The organism is Noviherbaspirillum sp. ST9 (genome assembly GCF_048799745.1).
In the GTDB taxonomy this organism is placed as follows: Bacteria; Pseudomonadota; Gammaproteobacteria; order Burkholderiales; family Burkholderiaceae_D; genus Noviherbaspirillum.
In genome coordinates this window covers 388,565-412,579 of record NZ_JBLWFR010000004.1, presented here as the reverse complement: position 1 = coordinate 412,579, position 24,015 = coordinate 388,565, and the positions used below count along the sequence as shown (strand labels likewise).

The window sequence follows — 24,015 nt, the reverse complement described above, 5'->3', positions numbered from 1 at the left end:
TCCTCCTATTCAAAGATATCGATCAACGGCTTCTCATACTCCGCCTTGATCGTATCGATCCACCACTGCTCGTCGTGCAGGTCGAAGACATGCAGAACGAGTTCGTATTTTTCCGGCTCGATTTCTACCCACACCGTTCCTGGCGTCATGTTGATCAGGCAGGACAGCAAGGCGAGCCCATAGGGATTCCTCAGGTCGAGCGGGATACGGATGAATTGCGAATTCAATCCCGCCGGCCTGGCGAACAGGATGATGCGGCCGACATTGAAGGCGGACCGCACGATTTCCATCCCTGCCACGAACAACAGGCGGCACAGCAGCATGGGCTTTTTAATCCGCGGAAATCCGATCGGATGGAAAAAGGGTCGCGTCAGCATCGGCACGCCGATGGCAAGCAAGGCCCCCAGCAGAAACGTCGCGGGATCCATGCTTTGATGCAGCAACAGCCACAACAGCAGCAGGATGCCCGCGACAAGAGGGGATGGCAGCCAGCGTTTCATGGCGCATCTCCCTTGCCCTGCACACCGGGCACGGCGGGCTCGGACAGTACGCGCTGGATGTACTGCTGCGGCCGGTGCAGATCATCCGCCGTACGGATCAGGTAGGACATGACCGGGCCGGCCTGGACGGTCAGCAGCACACACAGAGCCAGCAGCAGGCATATCGGGGCCACCTCAGTGACAGGCAGGCGCGGCTGCGGGACATTGCCCGCCGCCCAGAAGGTGCGCACGCCGAAACGCATCAGCGCAATGATGGCCGCCAGGCCGGAGAGCACGATCAGCACCATCAACATCCAGGTCGTCGCCGTGACACCGGATGCCGGTGGGTTGAGCAGTGCATGGAACAAGCTGAACTTCGCGACGAAGCCCGAGAGCGGCGGCAATCCGGTAATCATCAACGCGCAGGCGGCGAATGCCAGTCCCAGGAAGGCCAGCGCTGCAGGAATGCCCACGCCGACCGGCTCCGCGGGCGACTCTTCCACGGCGAATGCTTCCATCGTGATCGCCAGCACCGACGCGACGGGCGATCGAATGCGCTCGATCAACTCCAGCAGCAGCATGAAAGCGGACAGCGCGAGGGTCGAGCCAAGCAGGTAATACAGTCCGGCGCTCACCAGCGACGACTGACCGTAGCCGATCACCGCCAGCAAAATTCCGGATGAGACCACCGAGCCGTAACTCGCCAGCCGTGCCGTGACGTCCGTCGCCAGCATGCCAGCCGCACCGAACACGATGGTTGCCATGCCGCCCCAGAGAAAGAGGTCCAGCGCGAACCCGGCGGCCGCTCCGGCATCGCTGGAAAACGCCAATAGCCACAGGCGCAGGATCACATACGGGCCGACCTTGGTCATCAGCACCAGCATCGCCGCCACCGGGGGCGATGCCGCGGAATAGGTGGTCGGCAGCCAGAAGCCGAGCGGCCACATCGCGCTCTTGGCAAGGAAGGCGATCGTCAGGATCACCACGCCGGCTTTCAGCAGCGGTAGCTGGTTCGCACCGGCCTCGGGCAGACGTGCCGCGAGGTCGGCCATGTTCAGGGTGCCGATGCTCGCATAGATGAGCGCCACGCCGATCAGGAACAGCAGCGAAGCCGCAAGGTTGACGGCGATGTACTGTATCCCTGCCCGCAGGCGCGGCACGTTGTAGCCGTGCAGCAGCAGCCCGTAGGACGCGGCCAGCATGACTTCGAAGAAGACGAACAGGTTGAACAGGTCATGCGTCAGGAAGGCACCGTTGATGCCCATCAGCAGGAACTGGAACAAGGAATGGAAGTGCACCCCGATGCGGCTCCAGCGCAACGTCGCATACAGCAAAGCGCAGCCGGCGATGACCGATGTCAGCAGCAGCATCATGGCGGCCAGGCGGTCGGCGACAAGCGCGATGCCGAACGGCGCAACCCAGTTGGCGGCGAGATAAACGCCGATGCCGCGCGGCCAGTGTCCGTTGTCCGCCATGCCGAGCAGCCGGACGGCCGCGGCGAGGAGGCAGATCACGGAAATCATGTTGATCGCGAACTTCAGCCGGTGGCGGCTTTCCCTCAGCGGCACCATCAGCGCGCCGCACAACAACGGCAGCAGCACGGGCACCAGGATCAGGTGCTGGCTCCAGGCGAGGTTCACTGGTCGGGCTCCTCGCCATCGACATGGTCGGTGCCGGTCACGCCACGTGCGCCGATCATCAGGACCAGATACAGCGCCGTCGTGGCAAAGCCGATCACAATCGCCGTCAGCACCAGTGCCTGCGGCAGCGGATCGGCAACCGTCGACGGATCGGGCAAGGCCTTGCCGAGGGTCAGCGGCGGCCGGTCTATCCAAACGCGCCCGACAATGAAGATGAACAGGTTGACCGCATACGACATCAGCAGCAGTCCGGTCAGTACCTGGAAGGTGCGTGGACGCAGGATCAGCCAGATGCCGGATCCGAACACGATGCCGATGGCAAGCGCGACAACGAGTTCCATCAGAGCGTCTCCCTCATGAGTACAGGCGGCGGCGCCGCAAGGACCTCCGCCGGTGTCCGCCGGCTGCGCAATGATTGATGGGCCAGCGCCAGCAGGATCAGCATGGTGGTGCCCACCACGACCATGAACACGCCGAGGTCGAAAAAGAAGGCGCTCGGTACATGTATTTCACCGAGCAGCGGCAAGTCCAGGTGTGCCGTGTGACTGGTCAGGAAGGGGTAGCCGTACAGCCATGCACCCACTCCCGTCACCAGCGCGACGATCAGTCCGTAGGCGATCCAGCGGTGCGGCCGCAGGCCAAGGCGCGATTCGACCCAGTGCGTGCCTCCCAGCATGTACTGCGTAATGACCGCCACTGCGAAGATCAGTCCGGCGACAAAGCCGCCGCCGGGCAGGTTATGCCCGCGCATGAAGAAATAGACCGCCATCATCACCATGAACGGCATCAGGAATCGCAGGTAGACGCCGGGCACCATCAGGTAGCCCTTGTTGGCCTGTTCGGCGGGCGTCTGCCGCACGGCCGGGTCGACATCGTTGACCTGCTGAACAGGAATGGCGATGCTTTCCGCCGCGGGCCGGAAACGGCGCAGCAGCGCATAGACGGTTAATGCCACGATGGAGAGCACGGTAATCTCGCCCATGGTGTCGAAGCCACGGAAATCGACCAGAAGGACATTGACCGCATTGCTGCCTCCGCCGCCGGACAGCGCGTGCAACAGGAAGAAGTCGCCGATGCTGTCCGGTACCGGCTGCGTCAGCATCGCGTAGGTGAGTACCGCCATGCCCGTCCCTCCACCCACCGCCACCGCCATGTCGCGCGATCGTCGCAACCAGACGCTGCGCGGCACGGAGATGTTCAGCTCGTAGGGAGAGATACGCGGCGGCAGCCACCGCAGGCCGAGCAGGATCAGCACCGTTGTCACGGTTTCCACCATCAGTTGTGTCAGCGCCAGATCCGGCGCCGACAACCAGAGGAAGGTCACGCTGGTGACGATGCCGGTGCCGCCGACCAGGATCAGGGCGGCAAGGCGGTGGTACTTCGCCTGCCAGGCTGCCGCCACCGCGCAGGCGCCGCCGATCAGCCACATCGCGGCGAACAGCGGATCGACATCCGGGATCAATGCCGTGCCGAATGCAGGCAGCGGACGCACGAGCAAGAGCGGCAGGACGACCAGCGTCACCATCATCAACAGCAATTGCGGTTGCAGGCGCCGGGTGCCAAACCATTTCATCACCCAGGATGCTGCCGTCCCTACGCGCAGAATCGTCGTCTCGTAGGCCTGGGCGCCGCTGAAGCGTTCCAGCACCGGCGCATCGCTCCTGGTAGCGAGCGCAAAGCGCTGGCGCAGCACGATATAGAACAGGACGCCGCCCACGAGGGCGATGACGCTCTTGAGGAGCGCGATGTTAAAGCCGTGCCATACCTGCAGGCTGAATGCCGGCAAATGCGCGCCCAGCACCGACGCGACCCCCATGCGCAGGAACGGCTCCACAATCGGCCCCGGCGCGACACCGACCAGCACGCATAGCAATACCAGGAGCTCGACCGGAAACCGCATCCAGCGCGGGGGTTCGTGGGGCACCTTCGGCAAGGGCATGACGGGCCGGCCGAAGAATACGCTGATGAATCGCAAGGAGTACGCGACGCTGAACACACCCATGGCGACCGCTGCCACGGACAATGACCAGTCTTCATCTCCGCCGACCAGCGCGGTTTCTGAAAAGAACATTTCCTTGGAAAGGAATCCGTTGAGCAGCGGCACCCCCGCCATTGCTCCGCTGGCGACGATGGCCAGCGTGCCGGTGTACGGCAGGTGGCGGAACAAGCCGCGCAGCAGGCGCATGTCGCGCGTCCCGCTTTCATGGTCGATGATGCCCGCCGCCATGAACAGGGATGATTTGAAGGTGGCGTGATTGAGCGTGTGGAACACTGCGGCGACCATTGCCAATGGCGTGCCGAGTCCCAGCAATACCGTGATCAGACCCAGATGGCTGATCGTCGAGTACGCCAGCAATCCCTTCAGGTCGTGCTGGAAAATGGCGGCGAACGCGCCGATCAGCATGGTGCAGATGCCGGCGCCGGCAATGATCCACACCCATTCCGGGGTGCCGGAGAGAACCGGCCAGAGGCGCATCAGCAGGAATACGCCGGCCTTGACCATGGTGGCCGAATGCAGATAGGCCGACACCGGCGTCGGGGCGGCCATCGCATGCGGCAGCCAGAAATGGAAAGGGAACTGTGCGCTCTTGGTCAGTGCGCCAAGCGCGACGAGCACGAGTATTGCCCGATACCACGGATGCGCGCGCACCACATCCCCTGCAAGCAGCACTGCGTCGAGGTCGTAGCTGCCGGCGACGTGGCCCAGCATCAGTACGCCGCTCAACAGGCACAGCCCGCCGGCCCCCGTCACCATGAAGGCCATGCGTGCGCCCCGGCGTGCATCCGCGCGGTGATGCCAATAACCGATGAGCAGGAACGACGTCACGCTGGTCAGCTCCCAGAATACGACCAGCTGAACCAGATTGCCGGAAAGGACGACGCCCAGCATCGAACCCATGAAGGCGAGCAGGAAGGCGAAGAAGCGCGGCACCGAGTCCTCGGGTGACATGTAGTAACGCGCGTAGAGCGTCACCAGCATGCCGATGAACAGCACCAGCATGACGAACAGCCACACCAGGCCGTCCATGCGAAGCGAGAAGTCCAGCCCGAACATCGGCATCCATGCGATGCGGAAGCGCGCGACTTCGCCCGCGCCGATGCCGGGGTAGAAATACCCTGTGGCCAGCAGACCGAACACGGATACCATCCCGGCGAGCGCTGCTTGCCGGTTGCGCGACTCTGCAGGCAGGAATGCCGCGATGATGCTCGCCGCAAATGGAAACAGGACGAGAGCAGGCAATAATGCGGCCATTAGCGGGCGCCTGCCTGCACGGAAAGCGATTCCGGAGGAAGATGCACGGGCAAAAGGCGGATCGCCAGAAACAGAATGTCTTCAGGTTTCATCATGCCTCCCCGAGGTGAAACGCTGGAACTACCGGGGCGCGCCATCCCGCTCGGGATGCCTCGTCGCCGGCAGGAATCGCGCACGCACTGTCAATGTAATTGTATCGTGCCAACCTCTGCCTTGCGGCATGCCAAAGACAGTCCTTCTGTCGTCTGGGCACTTTGCCGCCGCAGCAACCTGAAGCTAGTGGCGCGTCCGAATGATGTCGATGGGTCCCGGCGCATTCCGCCTGCCGGCACCTCCGGCTCAAGTTTGCGGACGCCCTTCCCACGTCATTCCCGTGAAGGCGGGAATGACGTGGGAAGTGAAATTGAAAAATATAACGGACGGCGCCCGCACGCTTCCGCCGGTGCCAATGCGGAAGCGCGGCAGCAACCAAAGACGCGCGCATCCACGCGAATCCCTATGTCCGTCGACCTGCTGCATGTTGTGCCGGAGCGCGCCGATAGTTCGGGCACGGCACGTGGCTACCTAGCCTTTCCCCATATGCGCGAGGACCTGGTCGCGCAGCTGCGCAGGGCTGAACTGCGTGTAGTCCTTGTTGATCTCCAGCTTCACGACGGATTCCAGTTCCGGCGCCAGCAGCTTGCGCAGCATGCCGAGAAACTGCGGCGACACGACCAGCGTCAATTCCTGGAAGCGGCCTTCCTGGTGGGCCTGCTGGAGAAAACCGGCGATATCGCGCGCGAACAGCTCGGCTTCATGCACGTCCGGCGTAGTCGGCGGTTCGTACAGCTTGTTCGGCACCTGGCCGCCGGTGTTGTGCGCGCTCTTCGTGCCGGCGGTCGGGCCGCGCTTGTCCGACTCGGTGGTCTCTGCCATGCGCTGGCGGCCCGCGTCGTTGATCATGTCGTTGATTTCTTCCAGCTGGTCGGAGGACTGCTCCTGGGAAAAGAACCTTGCCCGGCTGGCATTGGCTGAAACGATCCAAGTGGTGTTCATGTCATCCCCGTTGTTGCCTTGGTAAGCAACTTCGATGCGCATGACGGCAGAATCGTTCCACGATTGCGATGCCGGCATTCCGCGTCAGCGGGTCTTCGCGGAAGAACGTCCGATCTTCATGACGGCAACTTCGCGCGCCCGCTCGGCGGCGGCCTCCTCGGTAAGGAATTCCGTCTCCACGCACACGCGCTGCTTGGGGAACAGACTCGCGCGGAAGGCCGGGTTGCGCGTCACATCGTAAATGGCAACATGCGCGCCCCAGCCTTTGCCGTAACGCAATGGCTCACCGCTGTATTCGACGAGGTATTCCCCGATGTATTCGGTTGGCATTCTTCCGCATTCAGGACAGGCTGTTGGCCGCAGAGGGCGTGGTTGCTCTAGGATAGCCTTGCTGGCGATCCCTGTCTCGCCCTGCCGCGCTCAAGCCTTGCCCGGACCGGCGTTGGCCCTGATGAAGTCCGCGATCTTGGGACAGACGCGTTCATGCCAGCGTCGTCCGGAGAAGATGCCGTAATGCCCGACGGCGGGTGCGGTGTAGTGTTCCTTCATCGTGTGCGGGATGCCGGTGCACAGGGTATGCGCCGCCCGGGTCTGTCCGCGGCCGGTAATGTCATCCCATTCGCCTTCAATGGTCAGCAGGGCCACGCGCTTGATGTCTTCGGGCCGCACCGCCTTGCCTTCGATTTCCCACTTGCCAGTTGCCAGGCTCGACTCCTGGAATACCGTTTTCACCGTCTCGAGATAGAACTCGGCGGGGATGTCGAGCACGGCGTTGTATTCGTCGTAGAAGCGGCGATGATGCTCGGTCACCTTGTCGGCGCCGTTCCGCGCGAGGTGCTCGTAGAATTCCTGGTAGCTCTTCGCATGGCGTGCCGCGTTCATGGCGACAAAGCTGAAATGCTGCAGGAATCCCGGATAGACGCGCCGGCCCGCGCCGGGGTAGTTGGGCGGGACCTTGTGGATCACGGTGTTCTCGAACCAGTCCAGGTCGCGCTCGGTGGCCAGCTGGTCGACGATGGTCGGCGACTTGCGGGTGTCGATGGGACCGCCCATCATGGTCATGGTGCGCGGCACCAGCGGATCCTTTGCCGTCGACATCAGCGCCACGGCGGCCAGCAGCGGAACGGAGGGCTGGCAGACCGCGATCACATGCAGGTCGGGCCCGAGCTGGCGCATGAAGTCCTGCAGGTAGTAGACGTAGTCGTGCAAATGGAATTCGCCCTTGGACAGGGGCACCAGCCTGGCGTCGATCCAGTCCGTGATGTAGACGTCGTGCTCGGGCAGCAGGGTGATGACCGTGTCGCGCAGCAGCGTGGCATGGTGGCCGGACAGCGGGGCAAGGAGCAGGACCTTGGGCTGGCGTACCTTGGCGGCGCCGAATTCCTTCCTGAAATTGAGCAGGTGGCAGAACGGCTTGTCGGCCACGGTTTCCTTCACGACAGGCACGGCGACGTCGCCGACCATGGTCGAGCCGATCTCGAACCTGGGCTTTTCGTATTCCTTGCCCAGCCGGTAAAGCAGCTCGAATCCCGCTGCCAGGCGCTGGGAGTAAGGCGTGTAGGCAAACGGCGAGGCGGGATTGGTGAGGAAGACGTAAGACAAGTGCGCGGCATTGACGAAGGGCGCCATCCACATCTTGTTGTTTTCGTGAATCTGGTAAAGCATGTGCTGTCCTGTCCACTGGAAGTTGATTCGGGTGCCGAATGGAATTCCGGCCGGAAACAATGCGCAGATGTTGACGGGTTTTACACAAGCGCAACAAGGATCTACATCAAAGAAGCGGCACAAGGAGTCCTGCGCCGCCTTGCGCCAAGGCAGACGCCCCGCTTCCGGGCGTCTTGGCGGGATGCAAATACGCTAGAATTCCGCTTTTGCACTGCAGCATCGACAGGAGGCCGCTTTGGCGTCAGAGCACCACAAGAGCAGTCTTGCCGCCCTCACCCTTGCCGCCATCGGCGTCGTCTATGGCGACATCGGGACCAGTCCGCTGTATACGATGAAGGAAGTCTTCTCGCCGGACCACGGATTACCGCTCAACGAAGGCAATCTGTTCGGCATCACGTCGCTCATCGTCTGGGCGCTGATCCTCATCGTTTCCCTGAAATACGTGACCCTGGTCCTGCGCGCGGACAACCGCAACGAGGGCGGCGTCATGGCGCTGGTCGCACTGGCCCTGTCGTCCGTCGGCACCAAGTCACCCTGGTTCCAGCCGCTGGTGTTTGTCGGCCTGCTCGGCACGGCCATGTTTTTTGGCGACGGCGTGATTACCCCGGCCATCTCGGTCCTGTCCGCCATCGAAGGCCTTGAAGTCGCCACCCCCGCCTTTACGCCCTATGTCGTGCCGCTGACCGTGGTCGTGCTGGTCGCCCTGTACACCTTGCAGAGCAAGGGCACGGGCGGCATCGGGAAATGGTTCGGACCGATCGTGGTGGTGTGGTTCTCGGCGCTGGCGGTGATGGGGATTGTCAACATTGCGGAAAATCCGGCCATCCTCTCCGCGCTCAATCCCGTCCACGCCTTCCGCTTCCTGCTGCAGAACGGCTGGCTGGCGTTCGTGGCGCTGGGCGCGATCGTGCTCGCGGTCACCGGCGCGGAGGCGCTCTATGCCGACATGGGCCACTTCGGCAAGCGCGCGGTGCGCCTGGCCTGGTTCGCGGTCGTATTTCCGGCGCTGATGCTCAATTACCTCGGCCAGGGCGCGCTCCTGATGAGTAATCCCGAAGCCGTGTCGAACCCGTTCTACCAGCAGCTCGGGCCGTGGAGCATCTATCCCCTGGTCGTGCTCTCGACCATGGCAACCGTGATCGCGTCGCAAGCCACCATCTCCGGCACCTTCTCGATCGCCCAACAGGCCATTGCACTCGGCTTCCTGCCGCGCATGCGCGTGATGCACACGTCCGACCGGGAAATGGGCCAGATCTATATCCCGCTCATCAACTGGCTGCAGCTGGCCGTGGTGCTGCTGGCGGTAATCGGCTTCGGCTCCTCGTCCAACCTGGCGTCGGCCTACGGCATCGCGGCGACGACGACGATGCTGATGACCACCATCCTCACCTTCTTCGTGATCCGCTATCGCTGGCGCTACAACCTGTTCCTGTGCTTCGCGGCCACCGGCTTTTTCCTGACCATCGACATCGTGCTGTTCTCCGCCAACACGCTGAAGATCCTGCACGGCGGCTGGTTCCCGCTGGTGCTGGCCGCGATCCTGATGCTGCTCATGCTGACCTGGCGCGACGGCCGCTTCCTCGTCTACGAAAACCTGCGCAGGCACCTGGTGCCGCTGGAAGACTTCCTGCAGTCGCTCTTCATCAGCCCGCCGGCGCGGGTCGAGGGCACGGCCGTGTTCTTCCGCGCCGAGGGCGACGGTGTGCCGCACGCCATGCTGCATAACCTGCTGCACAACAAGGTGCTGCACGAGCGCACGGTGTTCCTGACCGTGTACAACGCCGACATCCCGATGGTGCCGGAAGAAGAGCGGGTCAAGGTGACGCCGCTGGGACACCAGTGCTACCAGGTCAATATCCACTACGGCTTCAAGGACGACCGCGACATCCCGGCCGCGCTCGACCTGTGCAAGGATGCCGGCCTCGACATGGACATGATGAGCACGTCCTACTTTATCGCCCGCCAGACGGTCATCCCCAAGGTCGGCAGCGGCATGGCACTGTGGCGCGAATCGCTGTTCGCTACCATGTCGCGCAACGCGCGCGACGCGGCCGACTACTATCGCGTGCCGACCAACCGTGTCATCGAGCTGGGAACCCAGGTAGAAATTTGAGCAGGAGGTGAAGTTGACGATTGGAAAATATTTCCAAGTCGAAAACACCTAGTATACTTAGGGTTATTCCTGCTCCACGCCTGTGTGTGCCGCAGGTATCGAACCATCGCTTCGTTCGATTCAATCCATGCGCCCACAACACGTCACCGCCTTCCTGTCCTCCCTGCTTGACAGGGAGCGCCCGAAAGCCCTGAAGCTCAAGCTGATTGCGCTGACCGTCGGCCTGTTCGCCGCCTTCCTCTGGGTCATGGCGACGGTCTCGGTGACGGTACTCGAAACGCAGTTCGAGAAAGTGCTGTCGGACCAGCAGTTCGCGGCAACCCGCCAGATCGCGGCACAGATCGAAACCAAGTTGGAAGAACGCGTCGAAAGCCTGGCGAAGGTCGCGGCCGGTGCGCCGGCGGACCTGAGCACTGCGTCGCTCGACGCTTTCCTCGAACGCTTCCCCGCGCTGCACCTGATGTTCTCGGGTGGCATCGCCATCATCGGCATGGACGGACGGGCAATTGCCGACTTTCCGGAGACGCCGGGCCGGCGCGGCACCTACTTCGGCGACCGCGCCTACTTCAGCAAAGTGGTCGAGACCGGCAAGCCGTATATCGACAAGCCGATCATCGGCCGCGTGCTCAAGCGCCCGGTGCTGACGATTTCGGTCCCCATCGTCGACGGCAGCGGCAAGCTGCGTGCGGTCATGACGGGCATCACCGACCTCACCGCGCCGAATTTCCTCGGGATCGTCTCCCGCCCGGAAATGGCCGGCAAGGGTGAAATCTTCGTCCTTTCGCCGCACGACAGGCTGTTGATCGCCGCCACCGACAGCGCACGCGCGATGTCACCCATGCCGGAACGCGGTCGCAATCCGATGCTGGATCGCTTCAATGACGGTTTCGAAGGTTCGGGCATCAGCGTCAGCGCGGCCGGCCTGCCCCATCTCTATTCGGCCAAGCGCGTCGCGCTATCGAACTGGATTGTCATGCTGGCGCTGCCGACCCATGTCGCCTTCGGCCCGCTGGAAACCATGCGCAACTCCCTGTATGTCGCCGCGGCGCTCATGACGCTGGTCGCCATCTTCGCCATGCAATGGCTGGCGCGGCGCATGCTCTCGCCGCTCGACAAGGCGGGCACGGCGATGCGCGCGATGGTGGGCGGGCAGGCCGCGCTGGCGCCGATTCCGGTCGAGCGTAATGACGAGGTCGGACACCTGATCAGCAGCTTCAACCTGCTCGTGGAAGACCGCCACCGGTACGAGCAGGCACTCAAGGACAGCGAATACCGGCTGCGCAAGCTGGTCGAGAGTGCGCCCGACGCGATCATCGTGCAGATGGACGGCCGCTTCTCCTACCTCAACGGTGCCGCCAGGCGGCTGTTTGGCGCGCAATCGCGCAGGCAGTTGCTGGGCATGCCGGTCCTTGAGCGCATCCACGAGGATTTCCGCGAATCCGTCGGGAAGCACATCCGTGACATTCGTTCCGACAAGGTGAGCGTCTCTCCGGAGTACCTGCAATTCCTGCGCATGGACGGCAGGCCGGTGGACGTCGAGGTCTCGGCCGTGCCGTTCCGCTACCAGGACGAGGACGGCGCACTGGTGTTTGCGCGCGACGTGACGGAGCGCAAGCGTGCGGAGCAGAACCAGAAGAAACTCAACCGCGCGCTGCGCATGCTGAGCGACTGCAACATGACGCTCGTGCATGCGGAACGCGAGCAAAACCTCCTCGATGAAATCTGCCGCCTGGTGGTGTTCCGCGGCGGATACCGCATGGCCTGGGTCGGCTACGCGGAGAACGACGAAGCGAAGACGGTGAAGCCCGTGAGCCAGTCCGGTTTCAACGAAGGCTACCTGGAAAGCGTCCGGCTCTCCTGGAGTGGCGATACGGAATACGGCCGCGGCCCTACCGGCACGGCCATCCGCGAATCGCGTGTGCAGATCGTCCAGGATTTCATGAACCATCCGTCCACCGGCCCCTGGCGCGAAGCGGCCAAGGTGCGCGGCTATTTATCCTGCATCGCCCTGCCGCTGATCAGCACCGGACGCACCTTCGGCGCGCTATCGATCTACTCCCCCGATCCGGATTCCTTCGGGCAGGACGAAGTGCGGCTGCTCTACGAGCTGGCAACGGACCTCGCATTCGGCATCGAAACCCTGCGCAGCCGCACGCAACGTGTCGTGGCCGAAGAAAAGCTGGCCTTCCTCGCGCACCACGATCCGCTCACCCACCTGCCCAATCGCGTGCTGCTGCGCGACCGCTTCGACCGCGCCATCGCTGCCTCGGGACGAGAACAGCCGGGCGTGGCGATGATGGTCCTCGACCTGGACAATTTCAAGCAGGTCAATGACGGGCTGGGCCACGAGACGGGCGACAAGCTGTTGCTGGCCATCGTGGAACGCTTGCAGCGCTGCATCGGCGACAGCGACACCATCTGCCGCCAGGGCGGCGACGAATTCGTCATCCTGCTCAATGGCGTGCACGATTCGAGCGTCGCCAGCCGCACGGCACAATCCATCCTGGACGCCGTGGCGGAACCGTTCGAAGCCGGCGCCCACACGGTCAACACCAGTTTCAGCATCGGCATCGGCCTTTATCCGGACGACGGACGCGATTTCGATACCCTGCTCAAGAATGCCAATACGGCGCTTTACCATGCCAAGGACAACGGCCGGGATACTTACCACTTCTTTGCCGCCTCGATGAATGTCAACGCGCTGGCCCGCATGGAGTTGCACGGCAACCTGCGCAAGGCGGTGAAGAACAGCGAATTCGTCCTGCACTACCAGCCCCAGATCGACATTGCGTCAGGCGCCATTGTCGGCGTCGAGGCGCTGGTGCGCTGGCAGCGCGGCGACGAGGGACTGATTCCGCCGGGACGCTTCATTGCGCTGGCGGAGGAGAGCGGCCTGATCGTGCCGATCGGCGAATGGGTGTTGAACGAAGCCTGCCGACAGGTGGTTGCCTGGCAGAAGGCAGGCATGCCGGCCCTGCCGGTGGCGGTCAACCTGTCGGCGCAGCAGTTCAAGCGCGGCGACATCCTCGACACGGTGCAAGCCGCGCTCACGCAATCCGGCCTGCGCCCGGAACTGCTGGAACTCGAACTGACGGAATCACTGCTGCTGCATGACACCGCGACCGTCATGGAGACCTTGCATCAACTCAAGAAGATCGGCGTGCAGTTGTCGATCGACGACTTCGGCACCGGCTACTCCAGCCTCGCGTACCTGAAGCGCCTCGCGGTGGACAAGCTCAAGATCGACCAGTCCTTCGTGCGCGACGTGCCTGGCGCGGCAGAGGGCGCCGCGATCGTCAAGGCCATCATCCAGCTCGGCCACGCCTTGCAGCTGACCGTCATCGCCGAGGGCGTGGAAACGCGTGGCCAGCTCGATTTCCTGCAGGCGCACGGATGCGACCAGGCGCAAGGCTACCTGGTCAGCAGGCCGGTGCCGGCCGACGATCTCGCGGCGTTCGTTGCGGACGATTTCAATGTAATCCGTTGAAGGCGACCGTATCGTCCATGGACGGCATGCGGTTCAAGCGCGACCAGGTTCCGTTGAGCATCAACTCCTCGAATTTCTGCGCCGGCACGGGCGGGCTGAAGATGAACCCCTGGGCACTGGTGCAGTCGCGCGCCTTCAGGTAGGCCAGCTGCTCCGCGGTTTCGACGCCGCCCGCCACCACCCGCACGCCGAGGTTGTGCGCCAGGTTGATGATGGCCGAGGTGATGGCCGAGTCTTCCCGCCGGTGCGGCAGATGCTGCACGAACGCCTTGTCGATCTTGAGCACATCGATCTCGAATTCCTTCAGGTCGATCAGCGCCGTTGCCCCCGTGCCGAAGTTGTCGATGGTCAGGCGTATGCCCTGCGCGCGCAGGTCCGACAGCTGCTCCTTGATCTCGGGATGACGCGCAAGCATGGATTCGGGCACCTCCAGCTCCAGCGAATGGGCGCTGATCCCGGCGTCGCGCAGGATGCCCGGGATCGCCGCGACGAATTTCGGATCGTTGAACTGGCGGGCGGAGCAATTGACCGCCAGCCGCAGGTCGTCCATGCCCTGCGCCTGCCAGCGCCTGAGCTGGTGGGCCGCCTCGCGCAGCGCCCACTCGCCGATTTCGACGATCATCCCGGTCTGCTCGACGATGTCGAGGAATTCGTTCGGCAACACGGTTTCCATCTCCGCCGCATTCCACCGCAATAACGCTTCGACGCTGGAAATCCGCCAGCTTTCCAGGTCCACCTGCGGCTGGTAATACAGTTCGAACTGGTGGTTCTTCAGTGCGCTGCGCAGGGCTGTTTCCCGGTCGCGCTTCCATGCCTGCTCGATGTACAGGTCGGAGGTATAGAACTGGTAGTTGTGGCGGCCCGAGTTCTTGGCGCGGTACAGGGCAAGGTCGGCGCGCTTGAGCAGTTCGACAGAGTTGCGCCCGTCCCTGGGATAGATGCATACGCCGATGCTGGTGCCGCTGATGATTTCCTGCGCATCGAGCTGGTACGGACGGCCCAGCTCCAGCACCAGCTTGCGGGCCAGCGTCTCCGACGCCTCCGGCTGCGACACGTCGGTCTGGATGATGACGAACTCGTCGCCGCCGAGCCGGGCGACGAAATCGGTCTCGCGAATCGAGGAGACGATGCGCAGTGCCACTTCCTTGAGCAGCAGGTCGCCAGTGTGATGGCCGAAGGTATCGTTGACGTGCTTGAAGCGGTCCAGGTCGAGCAACAGCAGCGCCAGCGGCAAGTTGTTGCGATGGGACAGCGCAAGCGACTGATGCAGCTCATTGCTGAAGTTGATCCGGTTGGGCAGCCCGGTCAAGCCGTCGTGGTTGGCAAGGAACCGCGTCTGCTCCTCCGCGAGCCGTTTCTCGGTCTGATCGCGCATGATCTTCACGTAGCCGCGCAGGCTGCCGTCGGTGTTCCACAGCGGCGTCACCACGCCGGTGGCCCAGAAGCGCGTGCCGTCCTGGCGCATGTGCCAGCGGTCGTCTTCCGCCCGTCCCGTCGCCCGTGCTTCCTCCAGCGCGCGCAGTGGCTCGCCGGTGCCGCGGTCCTCGGCGGTGAAGATGTTCGATACCGGCTGCCCGATCGCCTGCTCCGGCGTCATTCCCAGGATGCGCTCGGCGCCGCTGTTCCAGCTGAGGATCACGCCATTGGCATCGAGCATCATGATGGCGTGGTCGGTTGACGCTTCGACGAGCAGCCGGAAATCTTCCTGCGACTGCCGCAGCGCGCGTCGCGTCTCGACTTCATGCGTAATGTCAGTGTTGGTTTCCAGGAAGCGTGCCGGCCGTCCCTCCTGCAGCTCGAGCGCCCATTTGCTGAACACGATGACTTCCCGTCCGTCACGCGTGCGCTGGACCAGTTCGCCTTCCCAGTGATGATGCTTGTGCAGGATGGCGACGATCTCCTCCAGCGGCACCGGAAAGCGTGTCTGCAGCAAGGCATGACAGTTCTGCCCGGTCGCCTCGCTCCGGGAATAGCCGTACAGCTTCTCGGCGCTGAGGTTCCAGTAGGTGATGATGTCGTCCGTCGTGCGCGCAAAGATGGCGTCGCGCGCGAGGTCGAGCAGGCTCGCCTGTTCCTGCAACTGGCTGGCCTGGCTTGCCAGCGCCTCTTCCCGCCGCCGCAATTCGGTAATGTCATGGAACACCGCCACTGCACCGACCAGCACGCCGTGGCTATTGAACAGGGGGCGGGCATTGACGCTGACCCACACGCCGTCCCGGAGATGCTCGTGACGCACCATGGCAACCATGCCGTCCACATGCTCCCCGCGCAGCGCGCGCACGGTGGGGCGTTCATCCGCCGGGTAATGCGTGATGCCGTCCGGCCGCACCAGGTTATAGCTCTGGATAAACGGTCCTTTTTCCGCATCCATCGGGCGCAGGTTTAGCAGCTGCTGGCCTGCGGGGTTGACCATGATGAGGCGCTCCGACAGATCCGCGACGGCGACGGCGCCGGCCATGCTGTTGAGAATGGAGGTCGTGATGTTGACCTGGCGATGCAGTGCATCCTCGAGGCTCTTGCGTTGCGAGATGTCGCGCATCGACGCGAAGAAAACCGTCCTGTCCCCGGTGACGAGCGGTCTGACCGTCAGTTCGACCGGAATCTCGTCGCCGTTCTTGCATCGGGCCGGCATTTCGACGCGCGCATTGATGATCGTGCCGGCGCCCGTCTGCAGGTAGCGCCGCAGGCCGGCGAGATGCTTCAGCCGGAAGCGCTCCGGGATGACCGTCTCGGTAATCGGCTTGCCAATGACCTCGTCCCGCGCCCAGCCGAACGTCTCCTCGGCCTGCTGGCTCCATTCGAGGATGATGCTGTTGCGATCGATCGCAATAAAGGCATCGAGCGCATTGTCGATGATCTGCCGATACAGGTGCTCGGCCTGACTTGCCTCTTGGAACAGTGAATTCATCAATGATCCGGGGATAAACGGTCCCGGATCAGACACCGGAACAAGGACCGGGTTTCTCGCGGAAAGGGTTCAGTCGAAAAAACGCAAGCCGGTTGCATTGGCGACTCACCAAGGGGCGTCCGCTCGGGCACGTTTGATGCATATCAAACAATATTTCGACCCGCGTTCCTACTATGGGAGAAGCGAACACAGGGAGGATGCGATGGACAGGCCCCGATCGACACTGGAACCGTCAGCAAAGGCGGCACGCGGCAAGGCGGAACATCTTCCGCCGCCTTCCTGGGCCGTCACGGACGTGGAACCGCCGGCCACGATCGACCGGCTGATCCACGCGGCCATGGGACGCGTCACCGGAAGCATTTCTCCCGCCAGCCTGGCGCTGGCCTACATCGACTGGGCCCTGCACCTGGCTGAGTCTCCCGGCAAATGGCAGCGCGTCGCCGAGAAAGCCGTGCGCAAGAGCGCGCGCTTCAGCATCTACGCGGCGCGCGCATGCACCGACCGCAATTGCGAGCCGTGTATCAAGCCCTTGCCGCAGGACCGCCGTTTCCGCAGCGAGGGCTGGCAGCACTGGCCCTTCAACCTGATCCACCAGGCCTTCCTGCTCAACCAGCAGTGGTGGCACAACATCACGACAGGCATCGGCGGCGTGTCGCCGCACCACGAGCAGGTCGTGTCTTTCGTCGCGCGCCAGCTGCTCGACATGATGTCGCCGGTCAATTACATCGCGACCAATCCGGAAGTGCTCGATGCGACCGTGCGCGAGAACGGCATGAACCTGCTGCGCGGGGCGATGAACCTCGTCGAGGACTGGGAACGCCACATCGCAGGAAAACCGCCTCTCGGCACCGACGATTTCCAGGTCGGCGTGCAGGTAGCGGTCACGCCAGGCCAGGTCGTCTACCGCAACCGCCTGATCGAACTCATCCAGTACGCACCGGCAACGGAACAGGTACACGCCGAACCCATCCTCATCGTGCCGGCATGGATCATGAAGTACTACATCCTCGACCTCTCGCCGCACAACTCGCTGGTGAAATACCTGGTCAGCCGCGGACACACGGTGTTCATGATTTCCTGGCACAACCCGACGGAGCAGGACCGCGACCTCGACATGGAAGCCTACCTGCGGCTTGGCGTGCTCGAAGCGCTCAACGCGGTGCATGCCATCGTGCCTGATCAGAAAATCAATACGGTCGGCTATTGCCTCGGCGGCACGCTGCTGTCCATGGCCGCGGCGTATCTCGCCCAGGTGGAAGACGAACGCGTCAATTCCATGACGCTGCTGGCGGCGCAAACCGATTTCACCGAAGCCGGCGAACTGACCCTGTTCATCGACGACAGCCAGCTGAACTACCTGGAAGACATCATGTGGAACCAGGGATTCCTGGACAATCGCCAGATGGCCGGCGCGTTCCAGCTGTTGCGCTCGCACGACCTCGTCTGGTCGCTGATCGTGCAGGAATACCTGCTCGGCGGCCGCCAGGCGTACACCGACCTGATGGCATGGAACACCGATGCCACGCGCATGCCCTACCGCATGCACAGCGAGTATTTGCACCGCCTGTTCCTCAAGAACGACCTGTTCGCCGGCCGCTACAAGCTGAACGGGCGGCCGATCTCGCTGGGCGACATCCGCACGCCGATCTTCGCGGTCGCCACCGAGACCGACCACGTCGCGCCATGGAAATCCGTCTACAAGATCAACCTGACCGCCGACCCCGACGTTACCTTCCTTCTGACAAACGGCGGCCATAATGCCGGCATCGTCAGCGAACCCGGTCACAAAGGACGCCATTACCGCGTGGCGCACAGAAAGTCGGGCACGAACTACATGGACCCCGACCACTGGTATGTCTCCAATCCGAGCACGGAAGGATCATGGTGGCCGGAGTGGGAAAACTGGCTGGCGGAGCACGACAGCGGCATGACGGCGCCTCCGCCGATGGGTGCGGCGAAGAAGGGCTATCCCGCGCTCGAGCCGGCGCCCGGGCAGTATGTGCTGGAGCGTTGAAGACGACGGATTCTTTCCATGACATAAATGCGACATGGCTCAACACAGCATGCGATTCGGGATAGAATAGGCGCGACGCTGCACTCACAATAATTACAATCGGGGACAGTCCCGCTGCGCGCAGTGTGCAGCGCAGCATTGGGTATCGCGTCTTCGCCAAGCACTGAGATTTCAAACACGCCCGCTTTCATGCCGACACCATTTCGCACACACGCCCGGTTGCGCCTGGTCTGCATCACTGCAGGGAACCGACCAGGATTCTGATGATGGAAGCTCTGCTCAAGCACCTGGTGGACATTACCTGCCAGCGCGACCACACGCTGCTCGACAGCTCGGTGGTGACGGCGCTGCACGAGCTGGTCGGTGCGCAGCAGGTCCGCGTGCACGAGCTGTTCCGCTACCGTGATGAGCTGTTCGTGCGTCCGCGCGTCTGGATCAAGGATGGCAAAGTGGTATCGGTCGAGGAAAACCTCGCCGCGGAAAGCAACGGCGAATCGCTCAACAAATACCCCGGCCTCGTCGACAGCATCAAGCAGCGCAAGCCCTGTGTCGAAGAAGTCACCGCGTCCGGGGATCGCGTACTCTGGCTGCCCGTCTGGCTGAACGACAAGGTCAGCAGTTGTCTGGAAGTCACCAATCCCACACCATACAACAGCAATACGCTGCACATGATGGAAGGGATCCTCAGCGTCTATCGCAACTACCAGAACATCCTCGACTACAGCGAGCGCGATTCGCTCACCGGCCTGCTCAACCGCAAGACCTTCGACGAAAAATTTTCCCGCCTGCTGTCCACCGTCGTTCCGGAAGGGCACCTGCAAGACCAGGTCGAGCGCCGCCATGCGCACGGCAACGTCGGTCACTGGCTGGCCGTCGTGGATATCGATCATTTCAAGAAGGTCAACGACCAGTTCGGCCACCTGTACGGCGACGAAGTGCTGATCCTGGTCGCGAACCTGCTGCGTTCGTCCTTCCGCGCGCAAGACCGCGTATTCCGTTTCGGCGGCGAAGAATTTGTCGTGCTGCTCCGGTCGACGACACTGGAAGACACACGCAAGATCTTCGAACGCTTCCGCACCAACGTCGAAAGGCATGAATTCCCCCAGGTCGGCCGCGTGACGGTCAGCCTCGGCTTTGCCAGCATTTCCACCGAATCGCCGGTGATGATCCTCGGGCACGCCGACCAGGCGCTGTACTACGCCAAGGCCAACGGCCGCAACCGCGTGTGCTACTACGATGAACTGGTCCAGAGCGGCGAACTGCATTCCGAGGTGTCGAACGACACCGTTGAATTCTTCTAGATTGCGCGCTTCACTGTTGCCATCATCGCCCCGGCCACCATCAGCAAACCGCCGGCAGTACGATTGCTCGTCTTCACAAAGCGTTCGTTCGCCGTAAAGCGCTGCGTCTTGCTGCCCAGCCACGCGTAGATGCTGTAAGCAGCGGCATCGAGCGCCACCGTCGTCACGCCGAAAACCAGCATCTGCATGCCGACCGGCTTGTCCGGGTCGATGAACTGCGGCAGCAGCGCGACAAAGTACAGCAAGGCCTTCGGGTTCGACAGTTCCACCACGATGGCCTGCCAGAAGGCACGCAGGCCCTTGACCGCTTCGCCGGGATCACTAGTCACCGTCAGCGCGCTCGCCTTGCTGCGGATCGCTGAAATCCCCAAGTAGAACAGGTAAGCCACCCCCACCCACTTGATGATCGAGAACAGCGTGCCGCTGGCCACGATGAGCGCCGCCACGCCGGTCGCGGACAGGGCGAAGTAAATCGCATTGGCCACCGCAATCCCCGCAATTGCCCACCACGAACGGCGGAAACCGTTCGAGATACCCTGTGCCACGATCAGCAAGGCTGCCGGGCCGGGGGTGAGGCAGACCACTGCAGTGGTCACCAGGAAGATGAAATAGGTGTCGAGGCTCATGATGTTCTCCGCTTGTTTTTGGCCGTTTATCGGTGAAAACAGTGTATGCGGCATAAAACGCCTTTTGAATGGATAATCCAAGGCAAAATATTCCTTGCACTTTCACTTTCATCAAAATTCAGGGATTTTTCCATGAAAATCGAATTCGACGCGATGGACGCCCGGATCCTGGAGATTCTGCAGGCGGACGCCCGCACGACGCTGGCGGAAATCGGACGCCGTATCCACATGAGCCAGCCTGCGGTGGCCGAACGCGTGCGTCGCATGGAAGCGGCCGGCGTGATCACCGGCTACCACGCGAAGGTGAACCCGGCGGCGCTGGGCTACGGCATCACGGCCTTCATCCGCGTATCCAAGCGCAGCCATGAAACGCCGGTGGAAGTGGTCGCCGCACAGGTGCCGCAAATCGTCGAATGCCATTCGATCACGGGAGACGACTGCAGCATCGTCAAAGTCGTCGCCTCGTCGGTGACCGAGCTGGAAAAGGTCATTGTCGAACTCACGCGTTGCGGCGTGACGTCGACGTCGCTGATCCTGTCTTCCTATATTGAACACAAGGGCATCAAGCCGGTCGGCTAGAATCGATCCCATGGAACTGCGCCAACTCCGCTACTTCGTTGCCATCGTCGACCACGGCTCGCTCTCGCGTGCGGCGCGGGTGCTGCACATTGCCCAGCCGGCATTGACGCAGCAGATCCGCCAGCTGGAAGAGGAACTGGGTGCGCAATTGCTGCACCGCTCGGCGCAGGGTGTCATGTCGACGGATGCGGGGAAGATCTTTTACGAACATGCGCAAGCGATCCTGAAGCAGGTCGGGGATGCGAAGTGGGCGGTTGCGCAATCCAACGACAAGCCCTCGGGCACTGTCGCCCTCGGCGTGCCGCAGAGCGTGTCGAGCGCGCTGGCCCTGCCCTTGCTGACGGCGGTGCGGGAACACTATCCGGAGATTTCGCTGCAGTTGACGGAAGAGCTTTCCGGGAGCCTGATCGAGCAGTTGAAATCCGGACGTATCAATCTCGCCGTGCTGTTCGACGACGGGCAGCTCGGCGCGTTCTCGACCACACCGCTGGTGGAAGAACAGATGATGTTCATCACACGTGCAGATTCGCAGTTTGCACCGAAAGGCAAAACCATCTCACTGGCGAAGGCAACGCAGGCTCCCTTGATCCTTCCCGGCCTGCAGCACGGGGTCCGGCCGAGAATCGAGGGCATCGTGCGCGCAGCGGGGTTAAGCATCCCGCACGTCATTGACATCAACTCCGTGGCGATCCTTCGGTCCGCCATCATGGCAGACCTCGGGGCGACAATCCTGCCGGTTGCGCCTGTGCTGCCCGAGATCAATCTCGGCCAGATGAAGGCGTATGCCATCAGCGGAGCGGACATCTCTCGAACGATCGCGCTCTGCTCCTCCAGAAATATTCCTCTCACCAACGCGGCTGCCGCTGTAAAGCGCCTCGTCCTGCGGACATCCCACGATCTATGTTCCAGAGGTCAATGGCCCGGAGCGTCGACGATCGCTTGAAGGATTCGTCCTCGTCTGTAAGAACACCGCAACATCTTGTTGACCCTTCGCACGCTTGCTGCCACGACTTGTCACATCACTGAACACGTTTCCGCGCGTCATCCCGTCCTTATTGGTGCATTGCGTCAACACTTGTCTTGGGTCAAAACGAATGACCGTAGTCAAGATTTACTAACTGTTACAAAACGCATTTTTCTGCATCGAGAACTCGACGTTTTTTTGACAGGTGGGTAATGCTGGAACGTTTTTCCAAGGCAATAGCACAGTTGTACCGGCTTGCGCGAAGCGCGGAGCCGAACGCGTTCCGTCAGGAGCTGTTGGATCTCGCGCACGGCCTCGTTGAAAGCGACGGCGCAGTGCTCCATGCGTGGTACCTCACAACGGCCGCAGGCAGGCATGACGCGCCCGCGCACGTAGTACAGCGCGTGATCACAACACTTCAGGAAGGCATCGATGCTCAGGGGCAAAGCCTCTCGTCGTCGTACTTTTCTTCGCTGGCGGCACCAGCACTCCTTAACAGTGCCGACGCGGTGATGCAGCACCCTCTTCCCATGGTCCGCGCGCTGCACGCAAATGCAGACGTGCGGAAACTCATGCTTCACGGAGATTGCGACGCAAATGAGAGTACGGCGCGCTGGATGATCCTGTTTCGCTGCGGTGACCGGGACTTCACTTCCTCCGACGCAGCAGTCCTCCAGGCTTACTGGCGGCAAGCCATCCCCGCCCTCGAGATAAACATGCAGTACGCCTTGTGGCGAAACGATCCCCAAGGGGCCGACCGCGCCATTGCATTGGTGAATTCTCTCGGCATCATCGAGATCTCCGACGAGCGGATGAACGATTTGCTGCACCAGGAGTGGCCCCTCCTGCGCGGCTCCACTCTTCCCCGCGCGGCATTGGCGTCGCTGCTTGCGACCGGCAGCTATCACGGCAAATACATCGAGCTCCAGGCCTCGCAGAAGATGGGCTATCTCGTATGTCACGCGCAAAAGGCGCGCGCCGTCACCGTGCTCACGCCCTCGGAAATTTCTGCCGTTCAATGCTTCGCGCGCGGCATGACGCACAGCGCGATCGCATTCCATTTCGGCGTATCGCCTCACACCGTGCGCAACCAGCTCGCCAACGCGTATCGCAAGTTAGGCGTCCACAGCAAGGCAGAACTCATTCGCGTGATCGGCAATATCTGAGCACTCGCTTTTCACGCTCCGTCCTCTTAGATACCCAGTGGAAACCATGGCCCTCGCTGATCTTCCGCAACTTATTCCAGTGAGAACGAACCTGCTCTAGTACAACTGCGCTATTCACGTGGCAATTCGACAACGTTAATCTTTTATCCACTGTCCCAGCTTTTGAAATCCTCGAAAAAATTCAGGGAGGGTTTGGAAAGCAGGCGTCAGTTCTTGCTGTGGTTATCACTAACTTTCGAGGAGCTAACGATGAATGCAATTAAACGTTTTCTGATGGATGAAGAAGGTGCTGTTGCGATCGAATACGCGCTGCTGGCGGCATTGATTGCGATCGTGATCGCTGTCGGCGCCACGCTGCTGGGCAACAACATCTGCGCGATCTTCAACGGCATCGGCACCGCGCTCGGCACGGTACCTCCAGGCGCGTTTGCGCCGGTGGCCTGCTGATCCAGCCCGTCAGTCCATCCGCACTCCGGTGCGGGTGGGCACGGTTGCAATAACTGGCGGCACATAACAAGACGAAGGGAGTGGTCATGATCGGCAACCTGAAGGCGTTTTTCCTTGATGAGGACGGCGCGGCGGCAACCGAGTACGCCATGCTCGCCGCGCTGATCGCCCTGGTCGTCGCCATTGGCGCGGGAAACATGGGCCGTGATATCTGCGCCGTCTTCAACGGCCTCGCTGTCGCCCTCTCGAGCCTGCCTGCGGGCGCCATTGCCCCCATCCCTTGTTGAGCAAAACGGTCGCCCCGCGGCGCCCGAAACAGAAACGATCTTCCGATCATT

At 62.3% G+C, this 24,015-nt stretch carries 18 protein-coding genes; 9 read left to right on the top strand and 9 right to left on the bottom strand.

From position 1 onward, the window contains the following. Nucleotides 1–5: 5 nt before the first annotated feature. The 7 genes from ACNOHI_RS11030 to ACNOHI_RS11000 form a co-directional block, all read right to left on the bottom strand. The gene (locus ACNOHI_RS11030) at nucleotides 6–500 is read right to left on the bottom strand and encodes a Na+/H+ antiporter subunit E (protein WP_420474726.1); all 495 of its coding nucleotides are present in this window, start codon (nucleotides 498–500) and stop codon (nucleotides 6–8) included. Continuing rightward, a complete protein-coding gene (locus tag ACNOHI_RS11025) occupies nucleotides 497–2,119 on the bottom strand; it encodes a monovalent cation/H+ antiporter subunit D (protein ID WP_420474725.1) in 1,623 nt (540 codons plus the stop codon). Before ACNOHI_RS11025 ends, ACNOHI_RS11030 begins: the two co-directional genes overlap by 4 nt. Continuing rightward, entirely contained in the window at nucleotides 2,116–2,460 is a 345-nt protein-coding gene (locus ACNOHI_RS11020; protein ID WP_420474724.1) for a Na+/H+ antiporter subunit C, read from the bottom strand. The genes ACNOHI_RS11025 and ACNOHI_RS11020 overlap by 4 nt, the downstream gene beginning before the upstream one ends. After that, nucleotides 2,460–5,372 carry a monovalent cation/H+ antiporter subunit A gene (locus ACNOHI_RS11015; protein WP_420474723.1) on the bottom strand — a complete coding sequence of 971 codons (2,913 nt, stop codon included), beginning with the start codon at nucleotides 5,370–5,372 and terminating at the stop codon, nucleotides 2,460–2,462. The genes ACNOHI_RS11020 and ACNOHI_RS11015 overlap by 1 nt, the downstream gene beginning before the upstream one ends. A 564-nt stretch (nucleotides 5,373–5,936) precedes the next feature. Further along, complete coding sequence (locus ACNOHI_RS11010) at nucleotides 5,937–6,407, bottom strand: host attachment protein (protein WP_420474722.1); 471 nt, start codon at nucleotides 6,405–6,407, stop codon at nucleotides 5,937–5,939. Between the two features lie 84 nt (nucleotides 6,408–6,491). After that, on the bottom strand, nucleotides 6,492–6,737 hold the full coding sequence (locus ACNOHI_RS11005; protein WP_420474721.1) for a hypothetical protein: 246 nt from the start codon (nucleotides 6,735–6,737) through the stop codon (nucleotides 6,492–6,494). A gap of 90 nt (nucleotides 6,738–6,827) precedes the next feature. Beyond that, on the bottom strand, nucleotides 6,828–8,072 hold the full coding sequence (locus ACNOHI_RS11000) for a polyhydroxyalkanoate depolymerase (protein WP_420474720.1): 1,245 nt from the start codon (nucleotides 8,070–8,072) through the stop codon (nucleotides 6,828–6,830). 235 nt (nucleotides 8,073–8,307) lie between these two features. Here ACNOHI_RS11000 and ACNOHI_RS10995 point away from each other — a divergent pair, with 235 nt between their 5' ends. Next, nucleotides 8,308–10,185 carry a potassium transporter Kup gene (locus tag ACNOHI_RS10995; RefSeq protein ID WP_420474719.1) on the top strand — a complete coding sequence of 626 codons (1,878 nt, stop codon included), beginning with the start codon at nucleotides 8,308–8,310 and terminating at the stop codon, nucleotides 10,183–10,185. Nucleotides 10,186–10,312: 127 nt separating this feature from the next. Continuing rightward, nucleotides 10,313–13,672, top strand: a complete 3,360-nt coding sequence (locus ACNOHI_RS10990; protein WP_420474718.1) for an EAL domain-containing protein — start codon at nucleotides 10,313–10,315, stop codon at nucleotides 13,670–13,672. On the opposite strand, the gene ACNOHI_RS10985 is transcribed toward ACNOHI_RS10990, so the two are convergent. Next, nucleotides 13,656–16,580 carry an EAL and GGDEF domain-containing protein gene (locus ACNOHI_RS10985; RefSeq protein WP_420474717.1) on the bottom strand — a complete coding sequence of 975 codons (2,925 nt, stop codon included), beginning with the start codon at nucleotides 16,578–16,580 and terminating at the stop codon, nucleotides 13,656–13,658. The genes ACNOHI_RS10990 and ACNOHI_RS10985 overlap by 17 nt on opposite strands. A 202-nt stretch (nucleotides 16,581–16,782) precedes the next feature. Here ACNOHI_RS10985 and ACNOHI_RS10980 point away from each other — a divergent pair, with 202 nt between their 5' ends. After that, nucleotides 16,783–18,594 carry a PHA/PHB synthase family protein gene (locus ACNOHI_RS10980; protein ID WP_420474716.1) on the top strand — a complete coding sequence of 604 codons (1,812 nt, stop codon included), beginning with the start codon at nucleotides 16,783–16,785 and terminating at the stop codon, nucleotides 18,592–18,594. Between the two features lie 266 nt (nucleotides 18,595–18,860). Continuing rightward, complete coding sequence (locus tag ACNOHI_RS10975; RefSeq protein WP_420474891.1) at nucleotides 18,861–19,895, top strand: GGDEF domain-containing protein; 1,035 nt, start codon at nucleotides 18,861–18,863, stop codon at nucleotides 19,893–19,895. On the opposite strand, the gene ACNOHI_RS10970 is transcribed toward ACNOHI_RS10975, so the two are convergent. Further along, nucleotides 19,892–20,521 carry a LysE family translocator gene (locus tag ACNOHI_RS10970; RefSeq protein WP_420474715.1) on the bottom strand — a complete coding sequence of 210 codons (630 nt, stop codon included), beginning with the start codon at nucleotides 20,519–20,521 and terminating at the stop codon, nucleotides 19,892–19,894. The genes ACNOHI_RS10975 and ACNOHI_RS10970 overlap by 4 nt on opposite strands. A 132-nt stretch (nucleotides 20,522–20,653) precedes the next feature. Between ACNOHI_RS10970 and ACNOHI_RS10965 the strand changes: the two genes are divergently transcribed. The 5 genes from ACNOHI_RS10965 to ACNOHI_RS10945 all read left to right on the top strand — a co-directional run bounded on the left by ACNOHI_RS10965 (nucleotide 20,654) and on the right by ACNOHI_RS10945 (nucleotide 23,964). Beyond that, nucleotides 20,654–21,100, top strand: a complete 447-nt coding sequence (locus ACNOHI_RS10965; protein ID WP_420474714.1) for an Lrp/AsnC family transcriptional regulator — start codon at nucleotides 20,654–20,656, stop codon at nucleotides 21,098–21,100. 10 nt (nucleotides 21,101–21,110) lie between these two features. Continuing rightward, entirely contained in the window at nucleotides 21,111–22,043 is a 933-nt protein-coding gene (locus ACNOHI_RS10960; protein ID WP_420474713.1) for a LysR substrate-binding domain-containing protein, read from the top strand. Between the two features lie 233 nt (nucleotides 22,044–22,276). Then, entirely contained in the window at nucleotides 22,277–23,230 is a 954-nt protein-coding gene (locus ACNOHI_RS10955) for a helix-turn-helix domain-containing protein (RefSeq protein ID WP_420474712.1), read from the top strand. A gap of 249 nt (nucleotides 23,231–23,479) precedes the next feature. Continuing rightward, on the top strand, nucleotides 23,480–23,677 hold the full coding sequence (locus ACNOHI_RS10950) for a Flp family type IVb pilin (RefSeq protein ID WP_420474711.1): 198 nt from the start codon (nucleotides 23,480–23,482) through the stop codon (nucleotides 23,675–23,677). A gap of 86 nt (nucleotides 23,678–23,763) precedes the next feature. Then, nucleotides 23,764–23,964, top strand: coding sequence for a Flp family type IVb pilin (locus ACNOHI_RS10945; RefSeq protein WP_420474710.1), 201 nt, complete (start codon nucleotides 23,764–23,766; stop codon nucleotides 23,962–23,964). Nucleotides 23,965–24,015 lie beyond the last annotated feature (51 nt).